This is a genomic window from Variovorax paradoxus B4 (genome assembly GCF_000463015.1).
GTDB lineage: Bacteria > Pseudomonadota > Gammaproteobacteria > Burkholderiales > Burkholderiaceae_C > Variovorax > Variovorax paradoxus_E.
Genome location: NC_022234.1, coordinates 1 through 14,209, shown reverse-complemented (window position 1 = coordinate 14,209; position 14,209 = coordinate 1). Strand labels below are relative to the sequence as shown.

13 protein-coding genes are annotated in these 14,209 nt (G+C 69.2%); 8 read left to right on the top strand and 5 right to left on the bottom strand.

Features of this window, described 5'->3' with window-relative positions; all coding sequences use genetic code 11:
- Window positions 1-5: 5 nt before the first annotated feature.
- Window positions 6-860 (bottom strand): AraC family transcriptional regulator, encoded by an 855-nt coding sequence (locus VAPA_RS27140; protein WP_021003409.1) that lies wholly within the window; start codon window positions 858-860, stop codon window positions 6-8.
- A 223-nt stretch (window positions 861-1,083) separates the two neighbouring features.
- Here VAPA_RS27140 and VAPA_RS27135 point away from each other — a divergent pair, with 223 nt between their 5' ends.
- Window positions 1,084-1,287 (top strand): type II toxin-antitoxin system VapB family antitoxin, encoded by a 204-nt coding sequence (locus VAPA_RS27135; RefSeq protein WP_041946638.1) that lies wholly within the window; start codon window positions 1,084-1,086, stop codon window positions 1,285-1,287.
- The gene (locus VAPA_RS27130) at window positions 1,284-1,664 is read left to right on the top strand and encodes a type II toxin-antitoxin system VapC family toxin (RefSeq protein WP_021003408.1); all 381 of its coding nucleotides are present in this window, start codon (window positions 1,284-1,286) and stop codon (window positions 1,662-1,664) included. Before VAPA_RS27135 ends, VAPA_RS27130 begins: the two co-directional genes overlap by 4 nt.
- 157 nt (window positions 1,665-1,821) lie before the next feature.
- Here the strand turns inward: VAPA_RS27130 and VAPA_RS27125 are convergent, their stop codons facing one another.
- Complete coding sequence (locus VAPA_RS27125) at window positions 1,822-5,424, bottom strand: indolepyruvate ferredoxin oxidoreductase family protein (RefSeq protein WP_021003407.1); 3,603 nt, start codon at window positions 5,422-5,424, stop codon at window positions 1,822-1,824.
- A 92-nt stretch (window positions 5,425-5,516) separates the two neighbouring features.
- Here VAPA_RS27125 and VAPA_RS27120 point away from each other — a divergent pair, with 92 nt between their 5' ends.
- The 5 genes from VAPA_RS27120 (at window position 5,517) to VAPA_RS27105 (ending at window position 10,476) form a co-directional block, all read left to right on the top strand.
- Complete coding sequence (locus tag VAPA_RS27120) at window positions 5,517-6,035, top strand: Lrp/AsnC family transcriptional regulator (protein ID WP_021003406.1); 519 nt, start codon at window positions 5,517-5,519, stop codon at window positions 6,033-6,035.
- Window positions 6,036-6,042: 7 nt separating this feature from the next.
- The gene (locus VAPA_RS34595; protein WP_155248127.1) at window positions 6,043-6,231 is read left to right on the top strand and encodes a hypothetical protein; all 189 of its coding nucleotides are present in this window, start codon (window positions 6,043-6,045) and stop codon (window positions 6,229-6,231) included.
- 348 nt (window positions 6,232-6,579) lie between these two features.
- A complete protein-coding gene (pabB, locus tag VAPA_RS27115) occupies window positions 6,580-8,778 on the top strand; it encodes an aminodeoxychorismate synthase component I (protein WP_021003405.1) in 2,199 nt (732 codons plus the stop codon).
- Entirely contained in the window at window positions 8,771-9,634 is an 864-nt protein-coding gene (locus VAPA_RS27110) for a DMT family transporter (RefSeq protein WP_021003404.1), read from the top strand. The genes pabB and VAPA_RS27110 overlap by 8 nt, the downstream gene beginning before the upstream one ends.
- A 185-nt stretch (window positions 9,635-9,819) precedes the next feature.
- Entirely contained in the window at window positions 9,820-10,476 is a 657-nt protein-coding gene (locus VAPA_RS27105; protein WP_021003403.1) for an acyl-homoserine-lactone synthase, read from the top strand.
- Here the strand turns inward: VAPA_RS27105 and VAPA_RS27100 are convergent.
- On the bottom strand, window positions 10,453-11,160 hold the full coding sequence (locus VAPA_RS27100) for an autoinducer binding domain-containing protein (protein ID WP_021003402.1): 708 nt from the start codon (window positions 11,158-11,160) through the stop codon (window positions 10,453-10,455). The two genes, VAPA_RS27105 and VAPA_RS27100, sit on opposite strands and share 24 nt — an antisense overlap.
- Before the next feature lie 309 nt (window positions 11,161-11,469).
- On the opposite strand from VAPA_RS27100, the gene VAPA_RS27095 reads away from it, so the two are divergent.
- Entirely contained in the window at window positions 11,470-12,441 is a 972-nt protein-coding gene (locus VAPA_RS27095; protein ID WP_021003401.1) for a helix-turn-helix domain-containing protein, read from the top strand.
- A gap of 54 nt (window positions 12,442-12,495) precedes the next feature.
- On the opposite strand, the gene VAPA_RS27090 is transcribed toward VAPA_RS27095, so the two are convergent.
- Complete coding sequence (locus VAPA_RS27090; RefSeq protein ID WP_021003400.1) at window positions 12,496-13,395, bottom strand: ParB/RepB/Spo0J family partition protein; 900 nt, start codon at window positions 13,393-13,395, stop codon at window positions 12,496-12,498.
- The gene (locus VAPA_RS27085) at window positions 13,392-14,180 is read right to left on the bottom strand and encodes a ParA family protein (protein WP_021003399.1); all 789 of its coding nucleotides are present in this window, start codon (window positions 14,178-14,180) and stop codon (window positions 13,392-13,394) included. The genes VAPA_RS27090 and VAPA_RS27085 overlap by 4 nt, the downstream gene beginning before the upstream one ends.
- Window positions 14,181-14,209 lie beyond the last annotated feature (29 nt).

Genomic DNA, 14,209 nt, shown 5'->3' with positions numbered 1-14,209 from the left:
GAACGCTATTGCAGCCGTGCGGGCTGCGCCCAGGCGCGCTGCCATGCGCCGGGCGTGAAGCCGAAGTGCAGTGCGAACGCCCGCGTCATGTGGCTCTGGTCCGCAAAGCCGACCGCCATGGCCGCGTCCGCCAGTGCTGCGCCGCGCCGGATGAGGCCGCGCGCCACTTCCGCGCGCTGCTGGAGCAGCCACGCGAACGGCGTGACGCCATGGACCGCCTTGAAGCGCCGCAGCAGCTGGTATTTGCTCAGCCCCGAAGACGCCGCGAGCTGGGCCAGGCTGGGCGGCTGCGCAAGGCAATCCGCGAGCATGTCGCGCGCCCGCGAGACGTCGGCCGATGCCGCATGCATGGGCAGTCCTTGTGCACCGTGGTGCGATGCGAGCACGGTGCAGGTCTGCACGAGCAGTTCCTCGCATCGCAGTGCATCCGCCAGTGCCCGCTGCGGTACGGCAGAACGCGCCTCCAGCAGCCGCAAGAGTTCGCCGAGCAGGCGCCGCAGCCGGTCGTCCTTGATGACGGGGCGGATCAGGGCCATGTCGTTCGCCGCGCCCGTTGCAGCCGCATCCACGGCCCATCGAAGCACAGCGGGTTCGAGATACAGCATGCGCCAGCGCCGATACGGCCCGCCGAGCGGCCGCCCGTCATGCACCTCGCCCGGATTCGTCGCGATGAGGTGGCCGGCATGGGCGTCGACCTCGCCGCACCCGCTGGCCGAGCGCTGGGCGCCTTCGTCGATGACGCCGATGCCGAAGGTGGCATGCCAATGCCTGCCGTAGCGGCGTTGGCTCGAGATGCGGGTGCCATGCACGCCCTCCCAGGGAGAGCCGAAGACGCGGCAGTCGTGGTGCGGGTTCTTCATCGCGCGGAGTATGCATGGGCATGATGTCCGTCGCTCCTTCTCCTCTTCTGCAAGCCGCATTGCGTACTCTGCCGCCAGTCGCCGCTCACACTCGAGGTTCGACCGTGGCGATTGCATGCTCGTCACAAGGTTGGCCTTGTCCCAAGCGCGAGCCGCGGCATGCGCCTTGGGAGACATCCATTTTGATGCTAGAATGCATCGCTTCTGATGACGGGAATTTGCCATGAGAACTACTGTCACCATTGAAGACGCTCTCTACGAGGAAGCGCTCGCAGTTGCGGACCCCAGCATGGACAAAGCGGACCTCTTCAGGGAAGCGATCAAAACCTTCGTGAGGGTGCAAGCGGCCAAGCGACTTGCAGCCCTCGGGGGGCGTGCGCCCAAGATGCCCGATGTGCCCCGCCGCCGCGGAGGCACGAGTTCGTGAACCCTGTCCTGGTCGACACCTCGGTCTGGGTTGACCACTTTCGCGCCCGCAATGCCGCCTTGGAGCAATTGCTCGAACTGGATAAGGTATTGATGCATCCGATGGTTCTGGGGGAACTTGCGTGCGGCACTCCGCCTTCGCGCACGCAGACGCTTGGCTATCTCCAGCACCTGCGGCAGATGCAGCAGGCGAACTTGCGGGAGGTGCTCGTCCTGATTGAGACGGAACGCCTGTTTGGAGTGGGGTGCGGGCTCGTCGACCTGACTCTGCTGGCATCCACGCTCATGACACCAGGGGCCGAGTTGTGGACCTTGGACAGGTGCCTGGGCGACTTGGCACAGCGATTTGCAGTGGCCCACCGCCCGGTCGGGCCTTGAGCCTACGCTCGCACATGTCGCCTTTTACCATCCGCAGCAAGATGCGCCGAACGTTGGCACAGCCGCGTGCCGGCAGGGTCTCGCCGCTGCCGACAAACCGCCCTTGCTGTCCAGCACAACCAAACCAGCCGCGGCGCGCCCTGCGCTCGACCCGCGATCACTGCGACACGACCGCAATCCCCTTGAACTGGCCCGCCTGCGCATTCTTCTCCGGTCGGGGATAACGCTGCGGCGCGAAGCGGTGCAGCAGCTCCGCCTCGCGCTCGGTGGCGAGCGCAAGGTTGGCCAGCTTCACATGACCGAAGCCGCGAACCGAGAGCGGCAGCGCCGCGATCTGCGCGGCGAGTTGCTGGTTCGCCGGTGAAAGCTCGGCGACCAGCTCACCGAGCCGATGGTCGAACTGGATGATCATCGCGCGCTCCGTCCGGCGCTCCTGCGTGTAGCCGAACAGGTCGAACTTCGTGCCGCGCAGCCGCTTGCCGTGGGCCAGCCACTTCATCACTGGCAACATCCATGCGCCCAGGCGGATCTTGGCGGGCGTGCGACCGTGCCCGGCGCGCGAGAGCAGCGGCGGGGCCATGTGGAACTCGAGCTGGAGGTCGCCTTCGAACTGGTCCTTGAGCTTCTGCAGGAATGCGCCGTCGGTGTAGAGGCGCGCGACCTCGTACTCGTCCTTGTAGCTCATGAGCTTCAGGAGGCTGCGCGCCGCGTTGCGCGTGAAGGGCAGGCGCGTGTCGCCGCCCGGCAGCGCGGACTCGGCCGCCTGCAGCATGCGCACCCGCTTTTCGAAGCGCTGCGCCCACGCGGCGTTCTGATAGCCGGTGAGATGCCGGCGCGCATCGGCGAGCAGCGCATCCAGCGGGCGCTCTTCGGCTTGCTGCGCCTGCACTTGCATCGGCGCAGCACGCAGTTGCTCCAGTGCCGCGGGATCGCCCGCCGCAAGCCGGCCCAGCGAGAACGCCGACTGGTTGGCCGCCACGGCCACGCCGTTGAGCTCGATCGCATGCATCAGCGCCTCCAGGCTCAGCGGCACCAGGCCGCGCTGCCACGCATAGCCGGTCGCGACGATGTTCGCGGCCAGCGTGTCGCCGAGGAACTCCTCGGCCAGGCTCTGCGCGTCGAAGGTCTCGACCTGTGCCTCCCCCGCGACGAAGCGCATCTTCTCGAGCAGCAGGTCCACGTGCAGCTCGGCATCAGGGTTGCGCAGCGACTCGGCCACCGGAATCTCGTGGATGTTCGCGAGCACCCGCGTGCGCCCGTGCCGCACGGTCTGCAGCGCGTCGGCCGAGGCGCCCACCACCACGTCGCACGCCAGGATGGCGTCGGCCTGCTGCGTGTCGATGCGCACCTGGTTCAGCCGCTCGGGTGCATCGGCCAGCCGCACGAAGCTCAGCACCGAGCCGCCCTTCTGCGCGAAGCCCATGAAATCGAGCACGCTGGCCGACTTGCCTTCGAGGTGCGCGGCCATCGCGATGACCGCGCCGACCGTCACCACGCCGGTGCCGCCCACGCCGGTCACCAGCAGGTCGTAGGGACCGGTCCACGCGTGCGGCGCGGGATGCGCCAGCGCGGCCACGCGGTGCAGGAAGGCGTCGCGCCCCGCGGCCAGCGCCCCGCTCTTGCGGCGCAGCTTGCCGCCCGTCACGCCCACGAAGCTGGGGCAGAAGCCCTTGGCGCAGGAATAGTCCTTGTTGCAGCTGGTCTGGTCGATCTTGCGCTTGCGGCCCATCGGCGTCTCGTGCGGGAGCACGGCCACGCAGTTGCTCTGCACGGTGCAGTCGCCGCAGCCTTCGCACACGGCCTCGTTGATGTAGAGGCGCCGGGGCGGATCGGCCAGTTCGCCCTTCTTGCGTCGGCGGCGCTTCTCGGCAGCGCAGGTCTGCTCGTAGATGAGCACGGTCACGCCGGGCAGTTCGCGCAGGCGCCGCTGAACGTCGTCGAGCGCGGCGCGGTCGTGGAATTCGGTGCCTTTCGGAAAGCGGTCCTTTATGTCGTCGTACTTGCTGATTTCGTCGCTGACGACGACAACCTGGCGCACCCCTTCCGATTCGACCTGCCGCGCGATGGCATCCACGCTGATGACGCCATCGACCGGCTGGCCGCCGGTCATCGCGACCGCGTCGTTGAACAGGATCTTGTAGGTGAGCGTGGCCTTGGCCGCGACGGCCTGGCGGATCGCGAGGTAGCCCGAGTGGTAGTAGGTGCCGTCGCCCAGGTTCTGGAACACGTGCGGCGTCTTGGTGAACATCGCGTGCGAGATCCAGTCGACGCCCTCGCCGCCCATCTGGATGAGGCCCGCGGTGCTGCGGTCCATCCAGTTGGCCATGAAATGGCAGCCAATGCCCGCGCGCGCCGTCGAGCCTTCGGGCACCTTGGTGCTGGTGTTGTGCGGGCAGCCGGCGCAGAAGTACGGCAGGCGCTTGACGGCGTCGCTCGCGTTGCCCAGCAGCTCGGGCGGGGTGAAGTCGCGCACATGCTGCAGGTGGTCGCCCAGGTCATGGTTGTCGGGAAAGTGCACGGCCAGCCAGTGCGCGACCAGCTCGATGAGGCGCGAGGGGCGCAGCTCGCCGAGCGCGGACACCAGCGGCTGGCCTTCGCGGTCGTGCTTGCCCACGAGCACGGGGCGCGCGTCGGCGGGTGCGTTGTAGAAGATGTCGCGCAGTTGCGTCTCGACCACCGCGCCCTTCTCTTCCACGACGAGGATCTCGTCGAGCCCCTGCGCGAAGGCCTTCAGGCGCGTCTGCTCGACCGGAAAGCTCAGCCCCACCTTGTAGAGCCGCACACCGGCGCGCGCGAGCTGCGCGGGCGTGAGCTCGAGGCGCCGCAGCACCTCCATCAGGTCGTGGTGCGCCTTGCCGCAGGTGACGATGCCCACCTTGGCGTGCGGGCTCACAATGACGTGGCGGTCGATGCTGTTGCGCCGCGTGAACGCGGCCACGGCCGCGAGCTTGTCCTCCAGCCGCGACTCGATGCGCAGCGACGGCAGGTCGGGCCAGCGGTAGTGCAGGCCGTCCGCCGGCGGGCGGTGGCCGGTGGCGGCGCGCACGGCATCGGCGTCTTCCCAGGCGGCCACGCGCACGTTCACCGCGTCGAGATCCACCGTGCCGGCACTCTCGACGATTTCGGACAGCGCCGCCATGCCGACCCATGCGCCCGAATAGCGCGACAGCTCGTAGCCGTACAGGCCGAACTCCAGGTACTCGGCCACGCTGGCGGGCTGCATCACGGGCATGCGCCAGGCCATGAAGGCGTGGTCGCTCTGGTGCGGCATCGACGACGACACGCAGCCGTGGTCGTCGCCCGCCACCACCAGCACGCCGCCGTGGGGCGACGAGCCGTACGCATTGCCGTGCTTGAGCGCGTCACCCGCGCGGTCCACGCCCGGCCCCTTGCCGTACCACATGGCATACACGCCGTCGACGGTGCGCTCGGGGTCGGACTCCACACGCTGCGTGCCGAGCACCTGCGTGGCCGCGAGCTCCTCGTTCACCGCGGGCACGAAGCGGATGCCCGTTTCCTTGAAACGTTCGCCGGCCTTCCAGATGGCCTGGTCGACCATGCCCAGCGGCGAGCCGCGGTAGCCGCTGACGAAGCCCTGCGTGTGCAGGCCGCGGGCCGCGTCGCGCTGCTTCTGCATCGCCAGGATGCGGATCAGCGCCTGCGTGCCGGTGATGAAGACGGCGCCGGCATCGGCCCAGAGGTTGTCGGAAAGCTGGTAGCCGGGCCGCTGGAGTGCGGTCGTCTTGTGGGGGGCGTTCATGCCCGGAATTGTTCTGCCGCACCCCGAGTAAGTGTTTCTTCAATACACTCGCGCAGACCCTTGTTTGAAGAAGAATCCTCTCGGGAACCGCGATGAACGTTGATCCTATTTCTCTTGACGAGCATTGCCTCAAGATCCTTTCTGCGCTCCAGCACGACGGACGGCAAACCGTGCAGCAGATTTCCGAGGCCGTCGGGCTCTCGCCCACGCCCTGCTGGAAGCGCATCAAGGAGATGGAGGCCGCCGGCGTGATCCGCGGCTACACCACGCGGGTCGACCCCGAACTGGTGGGCCTGCACGTCTCGGCCGTGGCCGAGGTGAACCTCGACCGCCACAGCGAGGCGATGGTGCAGCGCTTCGAGGAGGTGGTGGCCGCGAGCCCGCAGATCATCCGCTGCGTGTCGGCCACCGGGCCCGCGGACTACATCCTCCACGTGACCGTGCCGGACATGAAGCACTACGAGCGCTTCCTGCACGAGGTGCTGTTCAGCCTGCCCGGCGTGACGCATGTGCGCTCGAGCATCGTGCTGCGCGAGATCAAGTCGGAGGTGGCGCTGCCGCTGGGCCACCTGCTCGGCGCGAAGACGGGCGCGGCGGCTTCGCGGCGCTAGACGGCGTGTGCGCCCGACAGCCCGCCGGGGCCGCCATGCACCACCGGCGGTCGACGCAAGCATCCTGTCGCGCGTCGGCGCCCACGTGGTGCTGGAGAAGGCCCCGGCGGCCGCGTCGACGCCCGTCCCGCGGCGGCTGGTCTTGCGCAAGGATGCCGTGGTCCTCTGGATGACCCCGGGTTCTCCCGCGCGCTAGACCGGCGCCGTGCGGCCGGCGAGCGCAGAGTCCGCTGCGCATCGCCCCCCGTGGGCTTTGGCGGCGGACCATCGGAACTCGCGCTTGCACGGGATCGCGGGTCCTCACGCCGAGTCGCGCCTTCCGACGGCGCCGCCCCAGCGGCAGGCCCTCGCCGCTCGCCTTCCCTTCCAAGAGCCCGGGGCACGGACCGGAACACCGCGGAAATGCGAGCGACCGGACATGCGGGCGGTGAGCGCGCTGCATGCACAGGCGCTGCCGGCCTGCGCAACTAGCACATTGCGCAGTGGCGACATCCGCCTGATTCTTCAACGATGCACAGCCCCGCTTTCCGCCGAGGAGCCTCCCATGCACACGCTGTTGATCGACAACTACGACTCGTTCACCTACAACCTCTACCAGTACCTGGCGGCCTGCAACGGCGAGCCCCCGATCGTGCTGCGCAACAACGAGATGCACTGGGACGAGGTCGAGCGCATGCACTTCGACAACATCGTGATCTCGCCGGGCCCCGGACGTCCGCAGCGGCGCGCCGACCTCGGCATCTCGGCGGACGCGCTGCAGCGTTCCCGCAAGCCCGTGCTCGGCGTCTGCCTGGGCCACCAGGCCATCGCCCACCACTGCGGCGCCCGTGTCGACCTGGCGGTGCGACCGATGCACGGACGCCTGGACCGTGTCTCGCACGCGCAGCGCGATCTCTTCGCCGGCATCCCGGACCGCTTCGAGGCGGTGCGCTACCACTCGCTCGCAGTCACGCAGCTGCCCTCAACCCTGGAGCCGCTCGCCTGGACGTCCGACGGCACATTGATGGGACTGCGCCACGTCTCCCTGCCCTGGTGGGGGGTGCAGTTCCATCCGGAGTCGATCTGCACCGAATTCGGCGCACGGCTGCTGCGCAACTTCAGGGACCTGACGCTGGAGTGGCTCGCACAGGCGCCCCGGCGCGAGGCACGGGATCGCTTCGGCCCCCCGCTGCGCTTCGAAGGCCCGCAGGCGTTGTCGCTGCATGCGGAGTGCATCGACACCACAGCCGATGCCGAGGCCGTGTTCATGGGAACGTTCGCGCAGCGCGACTGCGTTTTCTGGCTGGACAGCAGCCTCGCCGAGCCCGGGCGGGCGCGCTTCTCCTTCATGGGCGACGCGAGCGGCCCGCGCGCCCAGGTGCTGAACTACCGCACCGCCCCGCGCGAACTGATGGTGCGCCGGGGCGACGTCGTCCAGGTGCGCGACGAGAGCATCTTCGACTACCTGCGCGACCACCTGCCGGGCCAGCCGCCTGCAGGTCCCCCGCTTCCCTTCGACTTCGCCTGTGGCTTCGTGGGCTACTTCGGCTATGAACTCAAGCGGGAGCTGGACGGCACGCATGCCCACGACGCGGACACCCCGGACGCGATGTGGATCCTCGCCGACCGCTTCCTCGCCTTCGACCACGCCGAGCAGCAGGTCTGGATCGTCTGCCTGGATGAGGCCGTGCCGTCCAATGAGAATCGTCGCTGGATGCAGACCATGCGCGCGCGGCTGGCAGGCGCACAGGCGACCGCGCCGGACGACAGCGCGGCCGCGGCCCGCGATCTGCAGCCACTGGCCTGGCGGATCGACCTGGCGATCTACCGGGAGCTGATCCTGCGCTGCCAGCACGAGATCCTGCAGGGCGAGACCTACGAGGTCTGCCTCACGAACCAACTGGTCGGCGAAGGACGCATCCGTCCGCTGGAGATCTACCGGATCCTGCGCAGGCACAACCCTGCCCCCTATGCGGCCTACCTGCGCTTCGGCGGCTATGCCGTGCTGTGCGCCTCGCCCGAACTCTTCCTGCGCATCTCCAGCGCCGGCGATGTGGAATCGAAGCCCATCAAGGGCACCGCGGCGCGCGGCGCGACGCCGGCCGAAGACGAGGCGATCGCGGACGCCATGGTCGCCGACGAGAAGACCCGCGCGGAGAACCTGATGATCGTCGACCTGCTGCGCAACGACCTCAACCGGGTCTGCGAGATCGACAGCGTTCACGTGCCGAGCCTGTTCGCGGTCGAGACCTATGCCACCGTGCACCAGCTGGTCAGCACGATCCGGGGGCGGCTGCGCGCGGACCTCGGAGCGGTCGATTGCATCCGCGCCGCGTTCCCCGGCGGCTCCATGACGGGTGCGCCCAAGGTGCGCACGATGAAGATCCTGGACGAACTCGAGGCGGCGGCCCGCGGCATCTACTCGGGCAGCATCGGCTATCTGTCGCTCAACGGCGCGGCGCAGCTCAACATCGTGATCCGCACCCTGGTGTCGGCCAACGGTCGCGTCTCCATCGGCGCCGGTGGCGCCATCGTCGCCATGTCCGATCCGGACGCCGAGGTCGAGGAGATCGTTCTGAAGGCGCAGGCGCTGTGGGACGTCCTCAGGCGTTGCGGCGCACCGCTCGGTCCGCGGCCGGGGACGGCGCCGGATGCCGGCGCCGCGGGCGATCCCGGCGTTCCGCCGCTCCCCGAGCCGCCGTCGGCGCCCGCGATCCCGCAGGCCACCCCCGCGCCGTCCCCGCCCGCGTCCGGCAATGGCTAGCGCACAGGCCAACCGCCGCGGAATCCTGCTCATGCTGGTGGCCATGGGCTGCTACGTGCTCAACGATGTTTTCGTGAAGCTGGCAGCGCAGAGCCTCCCGCCCGGGCAGGTCCTGGCCGTGCGCGGCGCCTTCGCCACCCTCTTTGTCCTGGCCCTCGCCCGCGGGACACGCGCCGGCTGGCGCACGGCACTGCGGCCGATCGTCGGCGTGCGATGCGGGCTCGAGATCACGACCGCCCTCAGTTCCGTCGTCGCCCTGTCGCTCGCGCCGCTCGCCACGGTCAGCACGCTCATGATGACCGCGCCGCTGATGATTGCCGCCACTGCGATGGCGCTGCGATGGGAGCCTTGGCATGGGGGCCGACTGCTCGCCACCGCGGCGGGATTCGCCGGCGTCCTGCTGGTGATCCAGCCGTCCGCGCGGTCCGAGGTCCCTGCAGCCGGCCTCGCCTGCGCGTTGTTGTGTGCCGCCTCGCTCGCCGCGCGCGACCTGGTGACGCGGCGCATTCCCGCCACGGTCCCGTCGTCGATCATCGCCGTGGCGACCACGCTCGCCGTATGCCTGGCAGGCCTGCTGCTGGATCTCGTGGAACGCTGGGCGCCGCCCACGCGCCACGAGCTCGGCATGCTCGCTGCGGCGGCGGGTTGCGCGGCACTGGGCAACTACGCGCTCATCGTGGCCTGCCGCGGTGTCGATCTCTCGGTCGTCACGCCCTTTCGCTACAGCCTGATCGTCTGGGCGCTGCTGTTGGGATACGCGATCTGGGGCGACATGCCGCGCCCCGAAGCCGCCGCCGGCGTGGTCCTGATTGTCGCGGCCGGTGCCTTCACCATCTGGGCGGCGCGCCGTCCGTGAGCGAACCGCCGGGTCCCCCGCCTGCGGCGGGACGGCCCCGACAACCGATCTGCCCCACGACAGCAGTCTGCGAGGGCGACCGCCCCAAAAACGAAGGCCTCGAACCGCCAGCCCTATCAACTCTGACAGTGTCCCTGGTGTGCGTCATCAGGCTGTAATGCGGCCTCATTCAGCGAGGTGACCTCATGGAGATCATTGCGGGAACGATCGATTCTTTCTCGGCGGACGTGCTGTTCGACATGGCACGCTACCGGCACGAGGTTTTCGTCGAGAAGCTGGGCTGGAAACTCCATACGCGCGGCCGGCTGGAACTCGACGAATTCGACCGGAAGGACACCATCTATCTGATCGCACGCAATCCGGACGGCGAGATCGTCGGCACGAGCCGCCTGTTGCCCACGCACCGGCCCTATCTTCTGGCCAGCGTCTTCCCGCAGCTGCTCGGCGACACGCCGGCGCCGTGCTCGCCCGACATCTGGGAACTGTCGCGATTCGCCGCCGGCGACGGCACGCGGCTGGGCGGGGATCCGCATGGATGGTCGCTCGCGCTGGACATGCTGAGCGCCGCGATGCGGACCGTCGCCAAGGAGGGCGGACGACGGCTCATCAGCGCCTCGCCTCTGGGCATCGAGCGCATCCTGCGTCGCACGGGCCTGTCCGCGCACCGTGCAGCACCGCCAGTGCGGGTCGACGGCCAGCTTCTGTTCGCCTGCCTCATCGACGTGGACAAGAACTGGTGTCCGCACCGGGACCGCCACGCCGACGGGATCGGCCGAGTCGCCCGCCGGCCTGCGGGCGAAGGGGCCGCTGCCATCCGTTCAGTTCAGGAGCCCGAGGCGTGAAGCGAACGCTGCGGCCGAGCTCTTGGTGGCGGCACCGAATCTCGCCATTGCATTCCTCAGATGGAAATCGACCGTGGGCTTCGAGATGCAGAGGATGGCCGCGATTTCGTCGCTCGTCTTGCCGTCGCCCGTCCAGCGCAGCACCTCCACCTGCCGCTTCGTCAGCGGTTCAATCCCCGCGAGCGGGCCGCCCAGGAGGCGGCAGAACGCGCGGTGGGCGTTATTCACCAGCCACTGGAGCGAGCGGTCCTTGGCGCGCATCTCCGCAGCCGTCAGCGGTTCGCCCGAGCGGGCAAGCGACAGCATGCCGACCCGCGCGTCGGGCTCGAAGACCGATTGCGCCCAGCCGACGCGCAGGCCGAAAGAGCGCGCCTCGTCCCACATCTGCGGCGCGTCCCGGAAGACTTCGTTGCTCCAGACCACGGGCGCCCCGCTGTGCACGCCGTGGGCGACGGTGGGATCCACCTGGAGATATCCCGCACTGATGTACCGGCGGCTCCATCGCTCATCGTAGGTGCTGAAAATCAAAGTTTTCGGCCGGGTGAAGGGCACGAGGGTGCGCAGCCCGTAGGCGCAGTGCTCGAAGCCGAGGCGCCTGGCGGCCACGCTGACCTGCGCGAGCACCTGGGATGGTTCGCTGGCCTCGTTCAACCGACCGAGAACATCTTGGGTCCACTCGTTCATAGGTGCACTTCCTGCGTCGTCGGCACCCCCACCTTTTTCGCGGGCGCGGTCCACGCTCCCGCGGCGCAGCCCGGCAGGCGGCCCAGCCGCCTGAACCGACCCGCGCTGCGCCGGCCTGCGGCGTGCGCGTAGCGGTCGTTCAGCGCGTGATGGAGGCAAGGGTGCGACAGTTTAGGAGCGCCTTGCGGAGTCCGGAGGCAAAATTCACCACCATTTCTGCCAATTTCGCGAGCCTGCCTTCGCGCACTGGCGCGGTGCGGCCCAGGGTCGAGAGATTGCGGATCGATCCCCCTACGTTGGCTTCTCACGATGCACAAGGTTTGGCTCCTGCTGCTTCCCGGCTTCCTTCTTCTCGACGTCATCCGCATGCTCGCGGTCTTCAAGGCCGCCAATGCCTCCTTTCGCCGGACGCGCAACAAGCTCGCCGGCTACGATGTGCGGCTGGCCTCCGCCGCGGGCGGCCAAACCCTGAGTTCAAGCGGTGTGGCACTGTCGACGGGTGCATTGCCGCACCGGCTCGTCGGGCGGGCGAGCACGCTCTTCATCAGCGGCGAACCCGTTCCGGGCGCGGCCGAGGCGGCAGGCGTGCAGCGCCTGCGCGAATGGCTCTCCAGGAACCGACGGCGTCTGAACCGCTGCGCCGTGCTGGGCGCGCAGGCATTGCTGCCGCCTGCGCCGGAGACCCGCGTCGTGCGACGACAGGGGCGTGCCGCGCCGCCGGCGCTGCGCTCTGGCGGGCAGGGACCGGACCTGTTCGCGGCCGGCATGAGAACGCGCAGCTGGCGCGTCATCGAACCGGGCCAGGGCGCCGATCTGGCGCTGTCCTGGATCGAGGAGGACCGGGGCGCCGCGTTTGTCGAGACACTTGCTTCCCGCCTGCCCGGACCGCGCAGCCGTCGCTGCGGCATGCTGCGCCGTCGCCGCTTGCCGCCCGCGTCCGACGCGCGGATCGGCGTGCTGCACCAGTGGATCGCGGCACATCTGCAAGAGAAGCTGAGCGTCGCCCGATTGGCACAGGAGGTCCACATGTCCACGCGCTCCTTCGCGCGCTTCTACGAACGCGCGACGGGTCTCTCGCCCGGGCGTGGCGTTCAGCAGATCCGCCTCGACGCCGCCCGTCGCCTGCTCGAGACGAGCACGCGCCCCCTCAAGGCCATCGCCGCGCAGTGCGGCTACGGATCACAGGAGGTGATGCGAAGAGCCTTCGTTCGCGACCTGCAGATGACGCCGCGCGAATACCGGCGCCGCCACACGGCGATGAAAGCTGCCGGCGCGGCCTAGCAGGACCCTGTCCCGCCACCGGGTGTCGAGTCGCGCCGGCCAACGCCGGCATTGCTATTCCTCCGTGGCCCAGCACACCAGCCGCAAGTCCGCCAACGGCAGCATGGCGCGCGTGCCATCGCCGAAGCGGACTTCGCCGACGTTGCCGTCCTTCGCCTTGATGCGCAAGGACCCGCGCCGTCCTCCATGCTCGACCACCAGCACCGTACGGCCGCCGCTGATGATCCTCGGGATCCCGTTTCCGGGCGGCGGCGCCGCCGAGCCGCCGACGGGCTCGGGCGATTGCGGGCGGCTCCTGGTCTGGACACGTCCGATCGGGCCGCCCCGCGCGATCAGTTCCTGGAGTTCCTGCGGGCGATCTCGCGCGACGGCCACCAACTGGTAGAGCACCCGCACATCCGCGCCGAGCCGCCCTTCCTCCACCGCTTGCCGCAACTGCCGCGGTGCGTCGCTGAGCCGCGCGGCCTCGGTGATGAAGGAGCGCGGTTTGCCCAACCTGCGCGCGATCTCGGCGCGCGAATGGCCTTCCCCTTCCCGCTCGGCGATGAAGGCCGCCAGATCGAACGGCGACATGTCGTCACGGTGCAGGTTCTCCGCCGCCTGCGCGAAGGGATCGACCCGCGGGTCCACGAACGCCGGAACGCAGGACAGGCCGGCCCGGCGCGCCGCGCGCACCCTGCGCTCGCCGCGGTTGACGATGTACCGGTGCGCGTGCTCTGGATGGCAGCGCAGGGACACCGGCTCCAGCACGCCATGCTCGCGGATCGATTCGGCGAGTTCCTCGATGCGTTCGCCCCGCATGCGACGGCGCGGCTGGCCGGGGTCGAAGTCGATGCGTTCGAGCGCCACCTGCGCCGGTGCGCCTGGGCCCGCAGGGGCGGCTTCGACCGTGAGCAGATCGGCCGCCCTGAACTGCGACAGCGCACTCAGGTCCAGGCCGTCGGGCGCCCTCATGCCTGCGTATCCGCCGGCATCGACGCCTTCGAGCCGTCGATGCGTTGCTGCAGCAACTCGAACACCCGCATCACCTCGAGGCTCGCCTCGCGTGCCGCGCTCTTGGGCAGCCGCCACACGGGCACCCCCGCGGCCAGCGCCTCGGGAATGGCCGAACGGGTCGATATCCGCGCCGGTATCACGAACTCCCGAAAGTTCAAGGCCAGCTCCTGCATCGCGGCCTTCTGCCGCAGCGAATGCGGATTGAACCGGTTCAGCACGATGGCCGCCATCCGCAGTTGCGGGTTGTAGCGCCGCCTGACCCCGAAGACGGTCCGGAGCATGTCGGCGACGCCGTCGATGCTGTACTCCTCCAGCTCGATCGGACAGGCCACCGCATGGCCGGCAATCAGCGCCGCGCTCATACGCAAGCCCAGCGCCGGGGGCGTGTCGATCACGACCGCGTCGAAATCCTGCGCCAGGCGCCTCACATTCCCGCGGAACAAGGGAATCACGAGGTCCGCCCTCGCGAGTTCGACGTCGGCCAGCTTTCTGCTGCCCGCCGCCAGCGCAATGGTCTGCTCGCGCGGCGGGGCGATCAGGCCCAGATCCGGACCGAACAGTTCCACCGCTTCGGTGATCACCGAGGACCGGTTCAGCGATTTCGAGCTGTTCGCCTGCGCGTCCAGATCGATCACGCAGACCGACCGGCGTCGCACATCGGCCAGCCAGCATGCGTACAGCACCGCCAGCGTGGACTTGCCGACGCCGCCCTTCTGGTTGCCGAAGATGACCACGTTGCCCATGACTTGCTCCTCAGGCCTCGGCGCGGGAC